Genomic DNA, 19,475 nt, shown 5'->3' with positions numbered 1-19,475 from the left:
AGACAAAGCACAATAGCGCCATCGACTTTCAGGAGTGCACATGAAACTTTTTCGTATCCTTGATCCCTTTACCCTGACGCTGGTGTGCGTCGTTCTGCTGGCCTCTTTCTTCCCGGCGCGTGGCAGTTTTGTCCCCTTTTTCGAATGGCTGACCACCGCCGCGATTGCGCTGCTCTTTTTTATGCATGGCGCGAAGCTTTCCCGTGAGGCGATTATTGCTGGCGGCAGCCACTGGCGTTTACACCTGTGGGTGATGTGTAGCACCTTCGTGCTTTTCCCGGCGCTCGGCGTGCTGTTTGTCTGGTGGTCGCCGGTCAATATCAGCCAGGAGCTTTATACCGGCTTCCTCTATCTCTGCATTCTGCCCGCCACGGTGCAGTCGGCCATCGCCTTTACCTCTCTGGCGGGCGGTAACGTCGCGGCAGCGGTCTGCTCGGCGTCGGCCTCCAGCCTGCTGGGGATCTTCCTGTCGCCGCTGTTAGTCGGCCTGCTGATGAACCTCCATGGCGCGCAGGGTAGCCTTGAGCAGGTTGGCAAAATCATGCTGCAACTGCTGCTGCCGTTTGTGCTCGGTCACCTGTCACGCCCGTGGACGGCGGGATTCGTCACCAAACATAAAAAGTGGATCTCCAAAACCGACCAGACCTCGATTCTGCTGGTGGTTTACTCCGCCTTTAGTGAAGCGGTGGTGAACGGCATCTGGCACAAAGTGGGCCTCGGCTCGCTGATGTTTATCGTGGCGGCGAGCATCGTCCTGCTGGCGATTGTGATTGCGATAAATATTCTGGTGGCGCGCAAATGCGGCTTCAATAAAGCGGATGAGATTACGATTGTCTTCTGCGGTTCGAAAAAGAGCCTCGCCAACGGCATACCGATGGCCAATATTCTCTTCCCGACGTCGGTGATCGGCATGATGGTGCTGCCGCTGATGATTTTCCACCAGATCCAGCTGATGGTGTGCGCCGTGCTGGCCCGCCGTTACAAACGTAAGGCGGAGCAGCACGCCGCGCAGGAAGCGGCGAAAGCTTAAGGCCGCTTGAGGGGCTGAACCAGATGGCTCAGCCCCTCGGTTTTAATCACTAAGGTGATTTGCATTAACTCACCAAGCCGCCCGGCGGGAAATTGATCCTTACGGGCGAACCAGAGCAGATACTCCTCCGGCAGATCAATCAGCCGACGCCCCTGGTATTTGCCAAAAGGCATTACCATATTGGCGATCTCTATCAGCTGCTCCTTCTCCATTCAGGCTCCCAGCAGACGAATCATTTCATCTTCATCAATGACCGCAATGCCCAGCTCCTGTGCTTTTGCCAGCTTCGAGCCTGCGGCTTCGCCGGCAATTACCAGATCGGTCTTCTTCGATACGCTGCCAGCCACTTTCGCCCCCAGCGCCGTTAAGCGCTCTTTGGCCTCGTCGCGCGAAAGCTGGCTCAGGCTACCGGTTAACACCACGGTTTTACCGGCAAATGGGCTGTCGATCTCCTCGGCGTTAACCACCTGCGGCGCGGGCCAGTGAATGCCTACTTCTTCCGTCAGCTGGCGAATCACGTCGCGGTTGCTCTCTTCACTGAAGAAGTTATGCACGTGTTTTGCCACCACCACGCCGACATCGGGCACTTTTTGCAACTCGTCAACCGAGGCCGCTATCAATGCCTCCAGCGTGCCGAAGTAGGCCGCCAGCCCTGCCGCCGTCGCTTCGCCTACTTCGCGAATGCCGAGCGCATAGAGGAAACGGGCAAAGGTGGTCTCTTTCGCTTTTTCCAGCGCGTTGACCACGTTTTGTGCTGACTTCGGCCCCATCCGATCGAGACCGGTCAGCTTACCGGCAGTTAAGCGGAAGAGATCCGCAGGCGTGTGGACGTACTCCTTCTCAACCAGCTGGTCGATAATCTTATCGCCCATGCCATCCACATCCATCGCGCGGCGCGAGACGAAATGCTTAAGCGACTCTTTGCGCTGTGCGCCACAGATGAGGCCGCCAGTACAGCGGGCAACGGCTTCGCCTTCCACACGCTCGACATCAGAGCCGCACACCGGGCAGTGCGCCGGGAAGGTGACTTCCCGCGTCTCTTCCGGACGTTCCGAGAGCACCACATTCACCACCTGCGGGATCACATCTCCGGCGCGGCGAATCACCACTTTGTCACCGATACGCAGGCCAAGACGGTCAATCTCATCGGCATTATGCAGGGTGGCGTTACTGACCAGCACGCCGGCAACGTGTACCGGCTCAAGGCGTGCGACAGGGGTTATCGCCCCGGTGCGCCCTACCTGGAACTCGACATCGCGCACAAACGTCAGCTGCTCCTGCGCCGGGAATTTGAACGCTACCGCCCAGCGCGGCGCACGGGCCACAAAGCCGAGCTGCGCTTGCAGATCGAGGGAGTCGACTTTGATTACCACACCATCGATATCAAACCCGAGCGTCGGGCGGTCTTCCTCAACTTTATGGTAGAACGCCAGCACCTCTTCCGGCGTGCCGCACAAGCGGATGCGATCGCTCACCGGCAGCCCCCACGCTTTAAACTGCTGCAAACGCGCCAGGTGGCTGTTGGGCAGCTCGCCGCCTTCGAGGATGCCAATGCCGTAGCAGAAGAAGGTGAGCGGACGCTTCGCGGTGATACGCGGATCGAGCTGACGCAGTGACCCGGCGGCGGCGTTACGCGGGTTAGCAAACACTTTCCCGCCGGTGCGGCGCGCCTCTTCATTGATCTTTTCAAAGCCGGATTGCGGCAGGAAAACTTCGCCGCGCACTTCCAGCCGCGCCGGAATGTTCTCCCCGCGCAGTTTCAGCGGAATGGCGCGGATGGTGCGCACGTTAGAAGTAATATCTTCCCCGGTAGTGCCATCGCCGCGGGTGGCAGCGCGCATCAGCACGCCGTTTTCATACAGCAGGCTGACCGCCAGGCCGTCGAGCTTCAGCTCGCAGCAGTAGATCAGTGCATCGCTGCTCTTTAAGCGATCCTGTACGCGTTTATTGAATGCCAGAAAGCTCTCTTCGTCGAAGACGTTATCGAGCGACAGCATCGGCACTTCATGGCGTATCTGCGTAAAGGCGGTGAGCGGCGCGGCACCAACGCGCTGGGTCGGCGAATCGGGCGTAATCAGATCTGGATGCTGCGCTTCCAGCTCGCGCAGCTCGCGCATCAGGCGATCGTACTCGGCATCCGGGATCTCCGGCGCGTCCATAACGTGATAGAGATGTTCATGATGGCGAAGGGTAGTTCGCAGTTCTGTCAGTTGTTGTTCAATTGATTCCATATCGCACCATCAATGTAAAAAACCCCCGACGAGCGGGGGTTCTGGAAGGGAATGTGTCGTGACGCGCCGTTACGCGTTAGCGTCTTTCACTTCGCGAATACGCGCCTGGTATTCACGCAGCTTCTGCGGCGTCATCATCCGACGCTGGTCATCGAGCACCACACCGCCCACTTCATCGGCGATATGCTGTGCCGACTGCAGCATCAGCTTGAAGTTCTGCAACTCGTCGCCGTAAGACGGCACCTGCATAAAGATCGTTACGCCAGGGGTTGCCATCTCGCCCATGGTTTCGACATCAAATGTGCCAGGGTTGACCATGTTAGCCAGGCTGAAGAGCGCCGGGCCGCTGCCGTCCGGACTGAGATGACGATGGAAGATATTCATATCGCCAAATTTGAAACCGGCCTGCAGGATGCTGTTAAGCAGCACTTCGCCATTGAGCGCCGCGCCGTGATGGGCCGCAACGTTCATAATAATCACCGTCTCTTTACGCTGCGGTTTTTCTACCGGCGCTTCCACAACCGGCTCCGGCTCTGGCTTCGGTGCAGGCTCGTGAACCTGAGGCTGCATCTGCGGCTGTTGGGCACCTTGATGTGCCGAAGGCTGATGATGTGACGGCGGTTGCGGAAAGTGCTGCGGTGCCATCTGCGGCTGGGCAGGCGCGGTCGGCTGGGCAACAGGCTGCGGCTCCACTATGCGCGGCTCGACAACGGGGCGCTCCGGCTGCTGCGGCTGCGAATAGGGTTGCGGCGCGTGGTGCGCGGGCTCGCTCTGCTGAACCGGCGGAGCCGACGGGCGTGGCTGGGCCGACGCATAAGGCGGCTGGTATTGATGCTGCGCGGCATGACGCGGATTTTCCTGCTCTACGCTGGCCTTCGGTGCGCTGTGGGTTTTATGCACCCGAACTTCACCAACGCCTTCGTCCTCTTCGACGTCCTCGTCCTCAAACTCGTCGTCGTCACGTCGCGATTTCATACGTTTTAGTGGGCGATCGCGGAACATAGAAGAGCGTTCTTTGCGACTGGTCCAGAAACCGTGAACCAGTAAAGCGATTATGGCGATCGCGCCAACAATGATTAATATCAGACGCAAATCCTGCATCATTATATTCTCTGTTGTTCTAACACCTTGCCACCACGGCAAACATTTACTCACTAAGAGTATTTGCGCATTAGGCCAAGTGCAAGTGGATGGGAAGCATTCACCGCATAAAGATGAATTAAATCGTACTTTTTGCTGTTTTTTCGAACATTTCCGAACAGGTTTCCCCCGTCCGGTGAATATTATAAGCTTCGGTTTTTTCGCATGAGTTTAAAAGGAGTCCAGCCAAATCATGGTTTCATCCTCGCCTGGCGCTGCGCGCAGCGGTCTTTACTACTTTTCTCAAGGCTGGAAACTGGTCACGTTACCGGGCATTCGCCGCTTCGTGATCCTGCCCCTGCTGGTCAATATCCTGCTGATGGGCGGCGCATTCTGGTGGCTTTTTACCCGCCTCGACAGCTGGATCCCAACGCTGATGAGCCACGTACCGGACTGGCTACAGTGGCTTAGCTATCTATTATGGCCAATTATCGTTATCTCCATCCTGCTGGTGTTTGGCTACTTCTTTTCAACCCTCGCCAACTGGATTGCCGCGCCCTTTAATGGCTTGCTGGCCGAGCAACTGGAAGCGCGATTAACGGGCGCGACGCCGCCGGATGTTGGCGTATTCGGAATGATGAAAGATCTGCCTCGCATCATGAAGCGCGAGTGGCAAAAGCTCGCCTGGTACCTGCCGCGCGCCGCGATCCTGCTTATCCTCTATTTTATCCCCGGTATCGGGCAGACCGTCGCCCCGGTGCTCTGGTTCATGTTTAGCGCCTGGATGCTGGCGATCCAGTATTGCGACTACCCGTTTGACAACCACAAAGTGCCGTTTAAAACCATGCGCTCTGCGTTGCGCGAACGGAAAGTAATCAATATGCAGTTCGGCGCGCTGACCAGCCTCTTCACGCTGATACCGGTGCTCAATCTGGTGGTGATGCCGGTGGCGGTCTGCGGCGCGACGGCCATGTGGGTCGACTGTTACCGCAATAAGCTTGCCAGCTGGCGCTAAGGAACTATTCCTTTTCTTATTCCATACTGATAACCATTATTTCGTCGCAGCATATAGATATGCGAAATCCTTACTTCCGCATCATCAGTAAGTGCGTATGCTGGGTCGGTTCCCAAATTTCATACAGTTAAGGACGGGCTATGAGTAAGATTTATGAAGACAACTCGCTGACCATTGGTCATACGCCGCTGGTTCGACTGAACCGCATCGGTAACGGACGCATTCTGGCGAAGGTCGAGTCGCGTAACCCGAGCTTCAGCATAAAATGCCGTATCGGTGCCAATATGATTTGGGATGCCGAAAAACGTGGTGTGCTGAAACCGGGCGTCGAACTGGTCGAACCGACCAGCGGCAACACCGGGATTGCGCTGGCCTATGTTGCCGCAGCGCGCGGTTACAAGCTGACGCTGACCATGCCGGAAACCATGAGCATTGAGCGTCGCAAGCTGCTGAAAGCGCTTGGCGCAAACCTGGTGCTGACCGAAGGCGCGAAAGGGATGAAGGGCGCGATTCAGAAAGCGGAAGAGATTGTCGCCAGCGATCCGGCGAAGTTCCTGCTGCTTCAGCAGTTCAGCAACCCGGCGAACCCGGAGATCCACGAAAAAACTACCGGTCCTGAAATTTGGGAAGATACCGACGGCCAGGTGGATGTCTTTATCTCTGGCGTGGGCACCGGCGGCACGCTGACGGGCGTTACCCGCTTTATCAAAAACACCAAGGGCAAAACCGATCTGATTACCGTGGCCGTGGAGCCTACCGACTCACCGGTGATTTCACAGGCGCTGGCGGGCGAAGAGATTAAGCCCGGCAAACATAAAATTCAGGGTATCGGTGCCGGTTTTATTCCGGGCAACCTCGATCTGAAGCTAATTGATAAAGTGGTGAAGATTACCGATGAAGAGGCGATCAGCACCGCGCGTCGCCTGATGGAAGAGGAAGGCATTCTGGCCGGTATCTCATCTGGTGCTGCCGTTGCGGCCGCGCTCAAACTTCAGGAAGATGAGGCCTTTACCAATAAAAATATTGTGGTTATCCTCCCCTCTTCCGGTGAGCGTTACCTCAGCACTGCACTGTTTGCCGATCTCTTTACTGAGAAAGAATTGCAACAGTGATGCCAGATTGTTAAATCAGCGCAAAAAAGCACCCATCGGGGTGCTTTTTTGTGGCATACATCAAACTTTTGTCCCACCTGGCATTGCCGAAAATGGCCTGGTCTGGTATTTAACCATCACATTTATTTTGAAGCGCGAAATTAATCGAAGTCAGATTTCACCTGGCTGAATCGTTTTTATGATTTGGTTCAATTCTGGCTTTCACGGCATAATGTTTAATGACGTGCGAAACGTCAGCGACCATCAGCGTCTGCACGAGACCGCGCCTTTCTGGCATCTGTACCTTGGCTCGTTACGCCAGCGCTAACTATACAGGCTAAAGTCCTGCCGCCAGGCTAGACTTTAGTTCCACAACACTAAACCTATAAGTTGGGGAAATACAATGTTCCAGCAAGAAGTTACCATTACAGCTCCGAACGGTCTGCACACTCGCCCTGCTGCTCAGTTTGTTAAAGAAGCAAAAGGCTTCTCTTCTGAAATCACTGTGACCTCCAACGGCAAAAGCGCCAGCGCAAAAAGCCTGTTCAAACTGCAAACTCTGGGCCTGACTCAGGGTACCGTTGTGACTCTGACCGCTGAAGGCGAAGATGAGCAGAAAGCAGTTGAACATCTGGTTAAACTGATGGCGGAACTCGAGTAAGTTTTTCGCGGGTTTCTTTAAAGATCAGTCACAAGTAAAGGTAGGGTTATGATTTCAGGCATTTTAGCATCCCCGGGTATCGCTTTTGGCAAAGCACTTTTGCTGAAAGAAGATGAGATCGTCATCGACCGGAAGAAAGTTTCTGCCGACAAGGTTGATCAGGAAGTTGAGCGTTTCCTGAGCGGTCGTGCCAAGGCATCGGCGCAACTGGAAGCGATCAAAACGAAAGCAGGTGAAACTTTCGGCGAAGAAAAAGAAGCCATCTTCGAAGGCCACATCATGTTGCTGGAAGATGAGGAGCTGGAGCAGGAAATCATAGCCCTGATTAAAGATAAGAGCATGACTGCCGACGCGGCAGCCCATGAAGTTATCGAAGGTCAGGCAACCGCCCTGGAAGAGCTGGACGATGAATACCTGAAAGAGCGTGCGGCTGACGTGCGCGACATTGGTAAACGTCTGCTGCGCAACATTCTGGGTATGCCGATTATCGATCTGAGCGCCATTCAGGATGAAGTTATCCTGGTCGCAGCCGATCTGACACCGTCCGAAACTGCACAGCTGAACCTGAAAAAAGTGCTCGGCTTTATCACCGACATTGGCGGTCGTACCTCCCACACGTCGATCATGGCGCGCTCCCTTGAGCTGCCGGCGATTGTGGGCACCGGTAGCGTCACCACTCAGGTGAAAAACGGCGACTATCTGATCCTTGATGCGGTAAACAACAAAGTTTACGTCAACCCGAGCGACGACGAGATCGACGCACTGCGCGCAGCGCAGGCGCAGGTCGCGGAAGAGAAAGCTGAACTGGCGAAGCTGAAAGATCTGCCGGCGATCACCCTTGATGGCCATCAGGTCGAAGTGTGCGCCAACATCGGTACCGTTCGCGATGTCGCGGGCGCGGAGCGCAACGGCGCTGAAGGCGTTGGCCTCTACCGTACCGAATTCCTGTTTATGGATCGCGACGCGCTGCCGACCGAAGAAGAGCAGTTCGACGCCTACAAAGCGGTAGCGGAAGCGTGTGGCTCCCAGGCCGTGATTGTACGTACCATGGACATCGGCGGCGACAAAGAGCTGCCGTACATGAACTTCCCGAAAGAAGAGAACCCGTTCCTCGGCTGGCGCGCCATCCGTATCGCCATGGATCGCAAAGAGATCCTGCGCGATCAGGTTCGCGCTATCCTGCGTGCCTCTGCTTTCGGCAAACTGCGCATTATGTTCCCGATGATCATCTCTGTTGAAGAAGTGCGTGCACTGAAGAAAGAGATTGAGATCTACAAACAGGAACTGCGCGACGAAGGCAAAGCCTTTGACGAATCCATCGAAATCGGCGTGATGGTAGAAACCCCTGCCGCCGCGACGATTGCGCGCCATCTGGCGAAAGAAGTGGACTTCTTTAGTATCGGCACCAATGATTTAACGCAGTACACCCTGGCAGTTGACCGCGGTAATGATATGATTTCACATCTTTACCAGCCGATGTCGCCGTCCGTACTCAACCTGATCAAGCAAGTTATTGATGCTTCTCATGCTGAAGGTAAATGGACCGGCATGTGTGGTGAGCTTGCTGGCGACGAACGTGCTACACTTCTGTTGCTGGGGATGGGTCTGGATGAATTCAGTATGAGTGCCATTTCTATCCCGCGCATTAAGAAGATTATTCGTAACACGAACTTCGAAGATGCGAAGGTGTTAGCAGAGCAGGCTCTTGCTCAACCGACAACGGACGAGTTAATGACGCTGGTTAACAAGTTCATTGAAGAAAAAACAATCTGCTAATCCACGAGATGCGGCCCAAATTACTGCTTAGGAGAAGATCATGGGTTTGTTCGATAAACTGAAATCTCTGGTTTCTGACGATAAGAAAGAGACCGGCGCCATTGAGATCATTGCCCCGCTGTCTGGCGAAATCGTTAACATTGAAGATGTACCGGATGTGGTGTTCGCTGAAAAAATCGTCGGCGACGGCATTGCTATCAAACCGACCGGCAACAAAATGGTCGCTCCGGTTGACGGGACTATCGGCAAAATCTTTGAAACCAACCATGCCTTCTCTATCGAATCCGATAGCGGCATCGAACTCTTCGTTCACTTCGGTATTGATACCGTTGAACTGAAAGGTGAAGGTTTCAAACGCATCGCGGAAGAAGGCCAGCGCGTTAAAGTTGGCGATCCGGTTATCGAGTTCGACCTGCCGCTGCTGGAAGAGAAAGCAAAATCCACGCTGACGCCGGTTGTTATCTCTAACATGGATGAGATCAAAGAGCTGATCAAACTCTCTGGTAGCGTGACCGTGGGTGAAACCCCGGTGATCCGCATCAAGAAGTAAGCGCTCTACAGTCTAAAAAAATGGCACCGTAAGGTGCCATTTTTGTTTTAGCGCGGCGGTAAAATCAGCTCGTCATACCCCTTCTCAAGGGTATAACCCATCACTTCCACCACCCGCTCACCCGCAGCCTGCACCGCCATATCCAGCGCTTTGCCCTGAATAATGCCGCTCACCAGTTCGGAGCAGAAGAGATCGCCCGTCCCTTTCAGATCCGTCGCCACGCGCGGATAGCTGCTGATATTGACGCCCTCGGCTGAGACCACTACTACATGGATCTGTCCATCGTTGCGGTCCACCGGCGCGCTGGTGATTGCCACCCAGCGCAATGACGAGGAGAGCAATCCCTGCGCCGCGGCAATCGCACTTTGCAGATCGCGGCACGGTTTGCCACTCAGCACTTCAAGCTCAAACACATTCGGCGTAATGCCTTGCGCCAGCGGCAGCATAACTTCGCGGTACGCCTCAGGAATTTCCGGTTTCACATAGATGCCGCTGTCGATATCGCCAATCACCGGATCGACCAGAATCAGCAGCTCCGGGTGTTTCTCCCGCAGCGCCGTCAGCCACTTCGCCAGCAGCTTGATCTGGCTGGCGCTGCCCATGTAGCCGGTTGTTACCGCCTTCACGCTGCGCAGTACATCACGCTCTTCCAGCGCCTGTAAATAGCCGCTGAACCACTCATCGGGAATAACGCCGCCATAAAAGGTGTCGTAATGCGGAGTATTGCTGAACAGCACCGTAGGAACGGCCAGAACGTTAAGCTGGTGCTGACGAATATTGGGTACTGCAATGCTGTTGCCCACGCTGCCGTAAACCACCTGCGACTGAACCGCGACGATATCGGCCTGCTGCGCCCGGGTTTTATCCCTGAACAGGATCATCTCCATTTTGTCTCCTTGACGGGTTAAATCCCCGCGCCCTGCGAATAACTCTCTTCACCAAACACGCCGGTCGACAGATAGCGATCGCCGCGATCGCAAATGATGGCGACAATCACCGCGCCCGGGTTTGCTTTCGCCACCCGAATCGCGCCGGCGACCGCGCCGCCAGAACTGACGCCGCAGAAGATGCCCTCTTTGACCGCCAGCGCGCGCATGGTATTTTCCGCCTCGCGCTGCTGGATATCCAGCACCTCATCCACCAAATCGGCGTTAAAAATGCCCGGCATATAATCCGCAGGCCAGCGGCGAATACCGGGAATGCTGCTCCCCTCTTCCGGCTGAAGGCCAACAATCGTCACCTTTTTCGCCTGCTCACGCAGGAAACGTGAAACGCCGGTGATGGTGCCGGTGGTGCCCATGCTGGAGACAAAGTGGCTGATGCGCCCCTGCGTCTGCTGCCAGATTTCCGGGCCGGTAGTGGTGTAATGGGCGTAGGGATTATCGGGATTATTGAACTGATCGAGCAGCTTGCCGTCACCGCGCGCCGCCATCTCAAGGGCCAGATCGCGCGCCCCCTCCATGCCCTGCTCTTTACTGACCAGAATCAGCTCGGCACCATAAGCACGCATTGCCGCGCGGCGCTCCTGGCTCATGTTGTCCGGCATCAGCAGCTTCATGCGATAGCCCTTCAGCGCCGCAATCATCGCCAGCGCAATGCCGGTGTTGCCGCTGGTTGCTTCAATCAGCACATCGCCAGGTTTGATTTCGCCGCGCCGTTCCGCCTGCACAATCATCGACAGCGCAGCGCGGTCTTTTACCGAACCGGCCGGATTGTTACCTTCAAGCTTGACCCAAATTTCACTGCCGTTATCCGGGGTGAGGCGCTGTAATTTGACCAGCGGCGTATTGCCAATAGTCTCTTCTAATGTGTTCACGATCGCTGTCCAATAAAAAACCCGGTCCGCATGACGCATACCGGGCTTGTCGGCCGGATGAGCAACGCGCTACCCGGCAAAAACCACGTTTCCTTAAGCTATCAGGCTGACTGAGCCAGAGCAAGCTCCGCGCCGGGCTCAATACGCTCATCGCCGTTATAGAGCCGCGCGTTCTGCAAGCCAACGAACAGCCGCTCGCCGCGCTGGGGCGGATGCTCGTCGCGCATCACCACCGTTAACGGATCCGGGTTCCAGCCGAGCGGCTGCACCACCAGCTGCGTGTAGTGCCCTTTCGGGCTGGCTTCCAGCACCTGCACCGGCAGCGGCGAATCAAGGCTGGTGCGGCGGCTGACGTCCACTTCCCATGGGCGCAGGAAGAGATCGATATCGCCCTGATAAACCGGCGTATGGCCAAGCGGCCAGTGGTGCGCGCCGACGTGGAACTGCCCGCCGCGAATCACCCCTTTCAGGCGATTCACCTCGCCCATAAACTCCAGCACAAAGCGGGTCGCCGGTTCGCGCCACACCTGATCCGGCGCGTCCGCCTGCTCAATATTCCCCTGGCTCATCACCACCACGCGGTCGGCCACTTCCGTCGCCTCTTCCTGATCGTGGGTCACGAAGACGCTGGTGAATTTCAGCTCTTCATGCAGCTGACGCAGCCAGCGGCGAAGCTCTTTACGTACCTGCGCATCCAGCGCGCCGAAAGGTTCATCAAGCAGCAGGATTTGCGGTTCAACCGCCAGCGCACGCGCCAGCGCCACACGCTGCTTCTGCCCGCCGGAGAGCTGCGCCGGGTAGCGATCCGCCAGATGCGCCAGCTGCACCATCTCCAGCAGTTTGGTCACTTTCGCTTTGATGGCGGCGGCATTCGGCCGCTCGCGGCGCGGCAGCACCGTTAAACCAAAGGCGATGTTGTCGAATACTGACATATGGCGGAACAGCGCATAGTGCTGAAACACGAAGCCGACGCGGCGCTCGCGCGCATGCAGGCGGCTGACATCGGTGCCGTGAAAACGGATGCGCCCGCTGCTCTGGTGCTCCAGCCCGGCGATAATGCGCAGCAGCGTGGTTTTACCGGAGCCTGAGGGGCCCAGCAGCGCCACCATCTGCCCGGACGGGATATCCAGAGAGATATCATTCAGCACCTGGGTGCGACCAAACGACTTCTTAATATTCGCAATCTCAATGCTCATGATTTCCCTCCTCGTGCAGGCGTTTTTCCTGAGTGTTCAAACGCCACTGCACCGCACTCTTTAAAAACAGTGTCAAAATCGCCATTAGGGTCAGCAGGGCCGCGGCGGTAAAGGCACCGACGGTGTTGTAGTCCTGCTCCAGTAACTCAATTTGCAGCGGCAGCGACAGGGTTTCACCGCGAATCGATCCGGACACCACCGACACCGCACCGAACTCACCAATCGCTCGTGCGTTGGTCAGCACCACGCCGTAAAGCAGCGCCCAGCGGATATTAGGCAGCGTGACGCGGCGGAACATCTGCCAGCCGGAGGCCCCAAGCAGGATCGCGGCTTCATCCTCATGGCTTCCCTGGCTGAGCATCACCGGCACCAGCTCGCGCACCACAAATGGGCAGGTGACGAAGACGGTAACCAGCACCATGCCGGGCCAGGAGAACATGATTTGCAGATTATGTTCATCCAGCCAGCCGCCAAGCGGGCCGTTGGTGCCGTAAAAGAGCAGATAGATAAGACCGGCAACCACCGGCGACACCGCAAATGGAATATCGAGCAGGGTCAGCAGCAACTGGCGGCCGGGAAAGTTAAAGCGCGTCACCAGCCAGGCGAGCAGCGTGCCGAAGACCAGGTTGACCGGCACCGAGATGAGCGCAATCAGCACCGTCAGCCAGATGGCGTGCAGCATGTCGGCATCGGCGAGGTTTTGCAGCACCGGAGCCAGCCCTTTGCTGAAGGCCTGCACAAAGATATAGATCATCGGCACCAGCAGGATAAAAGCTGAAAGCAAAATACCGGTGCCGATTAAAAACCATTTCCCCCAGTTCACCCGGGGCTTGTCATAGCGTTTCAATGCACTTATTTCCGCCATTAGTGACCTACCACACGCTGACCAAAGCGACTTTGCAAGGTATTGATGGAGAAGAGCAGCAGTAGCGAAGCCGCCAGAATGACTGAAGCAATCGCGCTCGCCGCCGGGTAGTCAAACTCCTGCAAACGTACGAAGATCATCAGCGAGGTCACTTCCGTCTTCCAGGCGATATTCCCGGCGATAAAGATCACCGCGCCAAACTCACCGAGGCTGCGGGTAAAAGAGAGCGCAACGCCCGCCATCAGTGCAGGCGACAGCTCCGGCAGCACCACTTTACGGAAACTCTGCCAGCGCGTGGCACCCAGGGTTTCCGCCGCCTCTTCATACTCCGGGCCAAGCTCTTCCAACACCGGCTGCACCGTGCGCACCACAAACGGGATGCTGGTAAAGGCCATCGCCACTGCAATCCCGAGCCAGGTGTAGGTCACTTTAATATCCAGCGCCGCCAGCCACTCGCCGTAAAAGCCGTTAACGGAGAAGAGCGAGGCCAGCGTCAAGCCCGCCACCGCCGTCGGCAGCGCAAACGGCAGATCCATCAGCGCGTCGAGCAGCGTACGTCCCGGAAAGCGGTAGCGGGTAAGGATCCACGCCATCAGCATGCCGAAGACGCCGTTGAAGATTGAGGCGACAAACGCCGCCAGCAGCGTCACTTTATAGGCGGCCACCACCTGCGGGTTGGTGACCACTTCCCAGTACTGTTCCCAGCTCATCTGCGACAGTTGCATCACCAGCGCGCTTAAGGGTAATAACAGAATCAGGCAGACAAAAAAGAGGCTGCTGCCGAGGCTTAAACCAAAGCCCGGCAGCACGCGTTTCGATCCAGACAACATCACTTATGCCCCGCCGCCAGCAACTTATCCAGCTCGCCGCCGCTGGCAAAATGGGTTTTCATCACTTCCGGCCAGGAGCCGAACTTATCTTCCACGCGGAACAGCGCGGTCTGCGGGAATTTATCACCCAGCTTTTTCATCACTTCCGGGTTGTTCACGCGGTAGTAGTAATCGGTGATGATGGTCTGCGCCTGCGGCGAGTAGAGCCAGTTGAGGTAGGCTTTCGCCGCCTTCTCTGTGCCGTTGGCTTTCACGTTTTTATCCACCCACGCCACCGGGAACTCGGCGAGGATATTGACCTTCGGCACCACCACTTCAAAGCCCTGCGCTTCATACTGTTTGCGGATGTTATTCACTTCCGACTCAAAGGTGATCAGCACATCGCCGAGGCCGCGCTCAACGAAAGTGGTGGTCGCGCCGCGACCGCCGGTGTCGAACACCTCAACGTTTTTCAGAAACTGGGTCATAAACTGGGTGGTTTTGGCGTTATCACCGCCGTCAGCCTGATCGGCTGCGCCCCAGGCCGCCAGATAGGTATAGCGGGCGTTGCCGGAGGTTTTGGGATTCGGGAAGATCAGCTTCACGTCAGAACGCACCAGGTCGTTCCAGTCGTGGATATTCTTCGGGTTGCCCTTGCGCACAAGGAACGCCATCGTCGAGTAGAACGGCGAGCTGTTATTCGGTAAGCGGCTCTGCCAGTCGGCGGGGATCAGCTTGCCCTTATCGTGCAGGATCTGCACATCCGTCACCTGGTTATAGGTAACAACATCTGCTTTCAGTCCCTGCAAAATCGCCAGCGCCTGCTTCGACGAACCGGCATGGGATTGCTTGATGGTCAGCTTGTCGCCGCCATTCTCCTGCGCCCAATGCTGCTCAAAAGGCGGGTTCAGCGCCGCAAACAGCTCGCGCGAGACATCATACGAGCTGTTGAGCAGTTCCGTTGCCTGTGCCTGCGCGCTCAACAGCGTCAGCGCTGCCAGCGTCAGATATCCTTTTTTCAGTATGTTAACGGCCATTGCGCACCCTTATAAGCTAATCACTCGACGATGTTCAGTTTATTTATAACGGGAGTGAAAGCAGTAACGGTTTTATATACCAATTGGTGATTTGGAATCAGAAAAGAGTATAAGCAGAAAGGGGTATAAGCCGGGTTGCCCCGGCCTGATGTGACGCGGGTTTGTTACAGGGCAAAGAGCCTGTCGAGTGCGGGTGCGAAGTAGTAACCACCGGTAACCGGGCGGGTAAAACGCAGCATGGCGTCGCGCTTGCCGTCACGGTCGCCGAACATGCTCAGCAGCTGCTGCTCAATGTTATAGAGCCGCGCGCTGTAGGTGCAGAAATAGAGGCCGTGAGTGCCGCTGGCGGTGCCATAGGGCAGGCTCTGGCGCACAATCTTCAGCCCCTTGCCCGCCTCTTTCAGATCGACACGCGAGAGATGGGACGTTACCGGGCGCACATCGGCGTCGATCTCTTCGTTATCCGCTTTGGTGCGCCCGATCATCATCTCCTGATCGCTGACGCTCATGCGATTAAGCTGCTTCAGGTTGTGCTCCCAGCGCTGCACCATCACGTAGCTGCCGCCCGCGTCGACGCCGTCCTGGATAATCGCCACTTCACGGCGTTTCTCTTCGCCGGCCGGGTTCTCGGTGCCGTCGACAAAACCGCTGAGATCGCGATCTTCCACCCAGCGGAAACCGTGCGTCTCCTCTTGCACCTCCAGCGCATCGCCAAAGGCAGCCAGCGCCGCCTGGGCAACAGAGAAGTTCACATCGTGACGCAGGGAGAGAATGTGGATCAGCACATCGTGCTGAGTAGCGGGGGCAAGGCCTTTGCCATAGGCGGGAAAATCTTTCAGCTCTTCAGCGCCCTGCCCGTTGCTTAATTCACGCCAGACGCGGGAACCAAACGCAACCACCGCGCCGAGCGCCGCGTCGGGGAACTGCAACTGGAAGTTTGCGAGCTTATCGGCAAACGCACGGCTGCCGGCACGCAGGGCATCGGCCTCCCCTTTTACACTGGCCTCAATCCAAATTGCCGCACGGCAATGTTCCGGCAAAATGCCGCTCTGAACCTGGGACATCACATCTCCTGAAAACTGACCACAAAAACGATGCGGTATTGTACCTGTTTTTGGGTCAGTATCAGACTATTCTGATGCGATTAGCGACGCCAGATGATCTTGCTCACTTTCCAGCTTTTCAGGGTGTCATCCGACGGCATTAAGCCATCCGGGCCGCTCCAGCTGCCGCTGAAGAGATAGCTGATATGCTGGCTGTCGGGCGCTTTACACTCGATGCCGCCGATATCGGCGTCAGAGGCTTTCACGCAGTTGCCGAATGCTTTGTCATAGAGGATGTTGAACGGCGCGCCGATTTTAACCCCTTTAGCGGTGGCAATGTCGGGATCGGTAACATCAATCCGGCTAACGGCACCGTTTTCACCATTGACCACCAGCGCCAGCTGCTTCTCTTTCAGCGCTTCGAAATAGCGAACAATGGTGCCTTTATCGGTTTTCATGCCGCTGCGCAGGTGGTAATCGCCGCCTAACGCATCGCCAATCGCCTGTTCATTGAGCGGCGTGCTGGCTGTCAGGCCGCCAACGCCCTGCTCGTTGACTTCGAGGGAGGAACCAAACCAGTTCCAGGGATACGCGGCAGACCAGTTGACGGAGGCGAACGTCGAGCAGCCGGTTAACGCCAGCGGCAGCGCGATAAAAAACATACGCAGGGGTTTCATGCACAATTCCTTATATTGACCAAACGCCTGTTGGAGTGCCGAAAGTGAAAAAAGTGCCCTCCTCACAGCGAAAGGCCAGTTTCAGTACTCTTCATCTTCAATCAGGCGCTTGCCAAGATTAACGCTGTCGGTGTGTTCATACCCCAGGCGCTCATACATGCCGATCACCATCTCGTTATCGTCGCGCACCATCAGGTTAATCTTCGGGCAGCCGCGGGCAATCAACTTCTTCTCCAGCCGGCTCAGCAGCGCATTGGCGATGCCGCGACCGCGAAACTCCGGGTGAACGCCCAGGTAATATGCTGAACCGCGATGGCCGTCATAACCGCCCATTACCGTTCCCACCACTTCGCCACCCACCTCTGCCACCAGGAAAAGGCTTACGTCATGATTGACCTTACGCTCAATGTCCATCTCCGGATCGTTCCACGGGCGCAGCAGTTCACAGCGCTCCCAAAGCGTGATCACTTCTTCAAAATCTTCCTGCCGGAAAACACGTATCTCCATGATGTCCCCCATATTTTTCAGCTGTGTAAACGGTGATTATGGCCTGTGGCGCGCGGTTAGCCAATATCCAGCATCATCGCCGCTGAAAAATGGCATAATGTCACTCTGTCACGTATTGAAATGAAAAGTAAAACAATAGTTCTTACGGACTGTCGTCACAGCAAACACGATACGCTATAACACCTGCCACCACGGATAACCCATTTCAGGCTATGAGCACCTTTAAACCATTAAAAACACTCACCTCGCGTCGCCAGATCCTGAAAGCAGGCCTGGCCGCATTAACCTTGTCAGGTATGTCTCGTGCTATCGCTAAGGATGAGACACCGCTTAAAACCAGCAACAGCCACAGCAAACCGAAAGCGAAAAAAGCGGGTGCAAAGCGCATCGTAATGCTTGATCCCGGTCACGGTGGGATTGACACCGGGGCGATTGGCCACAATGGCTCGAAAGAGAAGCATGTGGTGCTGGCGATTGCCAAAAATGTCCGCGCCCAGCTGCGCGCGCGCGGCATTGATGCCCGCCTGACGCGCACCAGCGATAAATTTATCCCCCTTTATGACCGCGTTGAGATTGCCCATCAGCACGGCGCGGATCTCTTTATGTCGATTCACGCCGACGGCTTTACCAACCCGAACGCCGCGGGCGCGTCGGTGTTTGCCCTCTCCAATCGCGGGGCGAGTAGCGCGATGGCGAAATACCTCTCCGATAAGGAGAACGCCGTGGATGAACTGGCGGGCAAAAAAGCGCGTGATAAAGATCATCTGCTCCAGCAGGTGCTGTTTGATTTAGTCCAGACGGATACCATCAAAAACAGCCTGACGCTCGGCTCGCATATCATTAAACAGATCAAGCCGGTGCACCGGCTGCACAGCCGCAATACCGAGCAGGCGGCGTTTGTGGTGCTAAAATCGCCTTCCATTCCGTCGGTGCTGGTGGAGACCTCGTTTATTACCAACCCGGCGGAGGAGAAGCTGCTCGGCACCGCTGCGTTTCGACAGAAGATCGCCACCGCTATCACCGATGGCGTCATGAGCTACTTTAGCTGGTTCGATAATCACAAAGCCCACACGAAGAGGCGCTGATGAGCACTCCTGATGTAGACCCGGTAAAAAACGCCCTGCTCGCCCTGCAGGATTCTATCTGCGCGAAGCTGGCGGCAATCGACGGCGGCAGTTTTATTGAAGATGCCTGGCAGCGCGACGCGGGCGGCGGCGGACGTAGCCGCGTGCTGCGCGACGGCAGCGTGTTTGAACAGGCGGGGGTTAACTTCTCCCATGTTCACGGCGACGCGATGCCTGCCTCCGCCACCGCGCACCGCCCGGAGCTGGCGGGTCGCAGTTTCGAAGCGATGGGCGTCTCATTAGTGGTGCACCCGCGCAACCCCTATGTGCCGACCAGCCATGCCAACGTACGCTTTTTTATCGCCCAGAAGCCGGATGCCGATCCGGTGTGGTGGTTTGGCGGCGGTTTCGATATGACGCCCTATTACGGCTTCGAAGAGGATGCCATCCACTGGCACCGCACCGCGCGCGATCTCTGCCAGCCCTTCGGCGAAGAGGTCTACCCGCACTATAAAAAGTGGTGCGACGACTACTTCTATCTGAAGCATCGCGACGAGCAGCGCGGCGTCGGCGGGCTCTTTTTCGACGATCTCAATACCCCGGATTTTGACCACTGTTTCGACTTTATGCGCGCGGTGGGCGAAGGGTATACCGACGCCTATCTGCCGATTGTCGAGCGGCGTAAAAACACGCCGTGGGGCGAGCGCGAGCGCGACTTTCAGCTCTACCGACGCGGGCGCTACGTGGAGTTTAACCTGGTGTGGGATCGCGGGACGCTGTTCGGCCTGCAAACCGGCGGGCGCACCGAGTCAATTTTGATGTCGATGCCGCCGCTGGTGCGCTGGGAATACAATTACCAGCCCGCCGAAAGCAGCCCCGAAGCGGCGTTAAGCGAATTTATAAAAGTCCGCGATTGGGTGTGACGTTGATGTTGTAGGCCGGATAAGGCGCAGCCGCCATCCGGCAAGGGTGTTACCACGGTGGAATGGTTCCGTTCACCAGGCGTTCGGGAGTTTCATTAATCTCT

At 56.5% G+C, this 19,475-nt stretch carries 20 protein-coding genes; 8 read left to right on the top strand and 12 right to left on the bottom strand.

What is annotated here, in order from left to right:
- Positions 1-40: 40 nt before the first annotated feature.
- Positions 41-1,030: a bile acid:sodium symporter family protein gene (locus SOM48_RS04480; protein ID WP_128482404.1), complete on the top strand. Its 990-nt coding sequence runs from the start codon at positions 41-43 to the stop codon at positions 1,028-1,030.
- Here SOM48_RS04480 and SOM48_RS04475 read toward each other — a convergent pair.
- The 3 genes from SOM48_RS04475 to zipA form a co-directional block, all read right to left on the bottom strand.
- Entirely contained in the window at positions 1,027-1,242 is a 216-nt protein-coding gene (locus SOM48_RS04475; RefSeq protein ID WP_023478979.1) for a DUF3820 family protein, read from the bottom strand. The genes SOM48_RS04480 and SOM48_RS04475 overlap by 4 nt on opposite strands.
- Entirely contained in the window at positions 1,243-3,261 is a 2,019-nt protein-coding gene (gene ligA / locus SOM48_RS04470) for an NAD-dependent DNA ligase LigA (RefSeq protein ID WP_320511510.1), read from the bottom strand.
- Positions 3,262-3,330: 69 nt separating this feature from the next.
- Entirely contained in the window at positions 3,331-4,365 is a 1,035-nt protein-coding gene (gene zipA / locus SOM48_RS04465) for a cell division protein ZipA (protein ID WP_320511509.1), read from the bottom strand.
- A 229-nt stretch (positions 4,366-4,594) separates the two neighbouring features.
- Here zipA and cysZ point away from each other — a divergent pair, with 229 nt between their 5' ends.
- From cysZ to crr, 5 genes are all read left to right on the top strand, one after another.
- Entirely contained in the window at positions 4,595-5,356 is a 762-nt protein-coding gene (cysZ, locus tag SOM48_RS04460; protein ID WP_320511508.1) for a sulfate transporter CysZ, read from the top strand.
- A gap of 140 nt (positions 5,357-5,496) precedes the next feature.
- A complete protein-coding gene (gene cysK / locus SOM48_RS04455; protein WP_128482402.1) occupies positions 5,497-6,468 on the top strand; it encodes a cysteine synthase A in 972 nt (323 codons plus the stop codon).
- Between the two features lie 382 nt (positions 6,469-6,850).
- Entirely contained in the window at positions 6,851-7,108 is a 258-nt protein-coding gene (ptsH, locus tag SOM48_RS04450) for a phosphocarrier protein Hpr (protein WP_007370907.1), read from the top strand.
- 48 nt (positions 7,109-7,156) lie between these two features.
- On the top strand, positions 7,157-8,884 hold the full coding sequence (gene ptsI, locus SOM48_RS04445) for a phosphoenolpyruvate-protein phosphotransferase PtsI (protein ID WP_076770244.1): 1,728 nt from the start codon (positions 7,157-7,159) through the stop codon (positions 8,882-8,884).
- A gap of 40 nt (positions 8,885-8,924) precedes the next feature.
- Positions 8,925-9,434 (top strand): PTS glucose transporter subunit IIA, encoded by a 510-nt coding sequence (gene crr / locus SOM48_RS04440; RefSeq protein ID WP_023478954.1) that lies wholly within the window; start codon positions 8,925-8,927, stop codon positions 9,432-9,434.
- Between the two features lie 47 nt (positions 9,435-9,481).
- Here the strand turns inward: crr and pdxK are convergent, their stop codons facing one another.
- The 9 genes from pdxK to SOM48_RS04395 all read right to left on the bottom strand — a co-directional run bounded on the left by pdxK (position 9,482) and on the right by SOM48_RS04395 (position 17,384).
- Positions 9,482-10,321, bottom strand: a complete 840-nt coding sequence (gene pdxK / locus SOM48_RS04435; RefSeq protein ID WP_023478980.1) for a pyridoxine/pyridoxal/pyridoxamine kinase — start codon at positions 10,319-10,321, stop codon at positions 9,482-9,484.
- A gap of 17 nt (positions 10,322-10,338) precedes the next feature.
- Positions 10,339-11,250 (bottom strand): cysteine synthase CysM, encoded by a 912-nt coding sequence (gene cysM, locus SOM48_RS04430; RefSeq protein WP_023478965.1) that lies wholly within the window; start codon positions 11,248-11,250, stop codon positions 10,339-10,341.
- Positions 11,251-11,351: 101 nt separating this feature from the next.
- A complete protein-coding gene (cysA, locus tag SOM48_RS04425; RefSeq protein WP_320511507.1) occupies positions 11,352-12,446 on the bottom strand; it encodes a sulfate/thiosulfate ABC transporter ATP-binding protein CysA in 1,095 nt (364 codons plus the stop codon).
- A complete protein-coding gene (gene cysW, locus SOM48_RS04420; protein ID WP_076770246.1) occupies positions 12,436-13,311 on the bottom strand; it encodes a sulfate/thiosulfate ABC transporter permease CysW in 876 nt (291 codons plus the stop codon). Before cysW ends, cysA begins: the two co-directional genes overlap by 11 nt.
- The gene (gene cysT, locus SOM48_RS04415) at positions 13,311-14,141 is read right to left on the bottom strand and encodes a sulfate/thiosulfate ABC transporter permease CysT (protein ID WP_023478964.1); all 831 of its coding nucleotides are present in this window, start codon (positions 14,139-14,141) and stop codon (positions 13,311-13,313) included. Before cysT ends, cysW begins: the two co-directional genes overlap by 1 nt.
- Positions 14,141-15,157: a sulfate ABC transporter substrate-binding protein gene (locus tag SOM48_RS04410; RefSeq protein ID WP_320511506.1), complete on the bottom strand. Its 1,017-nt coding sequence runs from the start codon at positions 15,155-15,157 to the stop codon at positions 14,141-14,143. Before SOM48_RS04410 ends, cysT begins: the two co-directional genes overlap by 1 nt.
- Before the next feature lie 164 nt (positions 15,158-15,321).
- Positions 15,322-16,221, bottom strand: a complete 900-nt coding sequence (locus SOM48_RS04405) for a Dyp-type peroxidase (RefSeq protein ID WP_320511505.1) — start codon at positions 16,219-16,221, stop codon at positions 15,322-15,324.
- Positions 16,222-16,301: 80 nt separating this feature from the next.
- Positions 16,302-16,877, bottom strand: coding sequence for an RpoE-regulated lipoprotein (locus tag SOM48_RS04400; protein WP_320511504.1), 576 nt, complete (start codon positions 16,875-16,877; stop codon positions 16,302-16,304).
- An 81-nt stretch (positions 16,878-16,958) separates the two neighbouring features.
- Positions 16,959-17,384 (bottom strand): GNAT family acetyltransferase, encoded by a 426-nt coding sequence (locus SOM48_RS04395; protein ID WP_042718790.1) that lies wholly within the window; start codon positions 17,382-17,384, stop codon positions 16,959-16,961.
- A 212-nt stretch (positions 17,385-17,596) separates the two neighbouring features.
- Here SOM48_RS04395 and amiA point away from each other — a divergent pair, with 212 nt between their 5' ends.
- Both amiA and hemF read left to right on the top strand, forming a co-directional pair.
- A complete protein-coding gene (gene amiA, locus SOM48_RS04390) occupies positions 17,597-18,469 on the top strand; it encodes an N-acetylmuramoyl-L-alanine amidase AmiA (RefSeq protein ID WP_034812345.1) in 873 nt (290 codons plus the stop codon).
- Positions 18,469-19,371 (top strand): oxygen-dependent coproporphyrinogen oxidase, encoded by a 903-nt coding sequence (gene hemF, locus SOM48_RS04385; protein WP_320511503.1) that lies wholly within the window; start codon positions 18,469-18,471, stop codon positions 19,369-19,371. Before amiA ends, hemF begins: the two co-directional genes overlap by 1 nt.
- The last annotated feature ends 104 nt before the right edge of the window (positions 19,372-19,475 follow it).

This window comes from Kosakonia sp. CFBP8986 (assembly GCF_034044935.1).
Lineage (GTDB): Bacteria > Pseudomonadota > Gammaproteobacteria > Enterobacterales > Enterobacteriaceae > Kosakonia > Kosakonia cowanii.
Note: the sequence above shows the minus strand (reverse complement) of the source record. Positions and strands in the feature narration are given on the sequence as shown.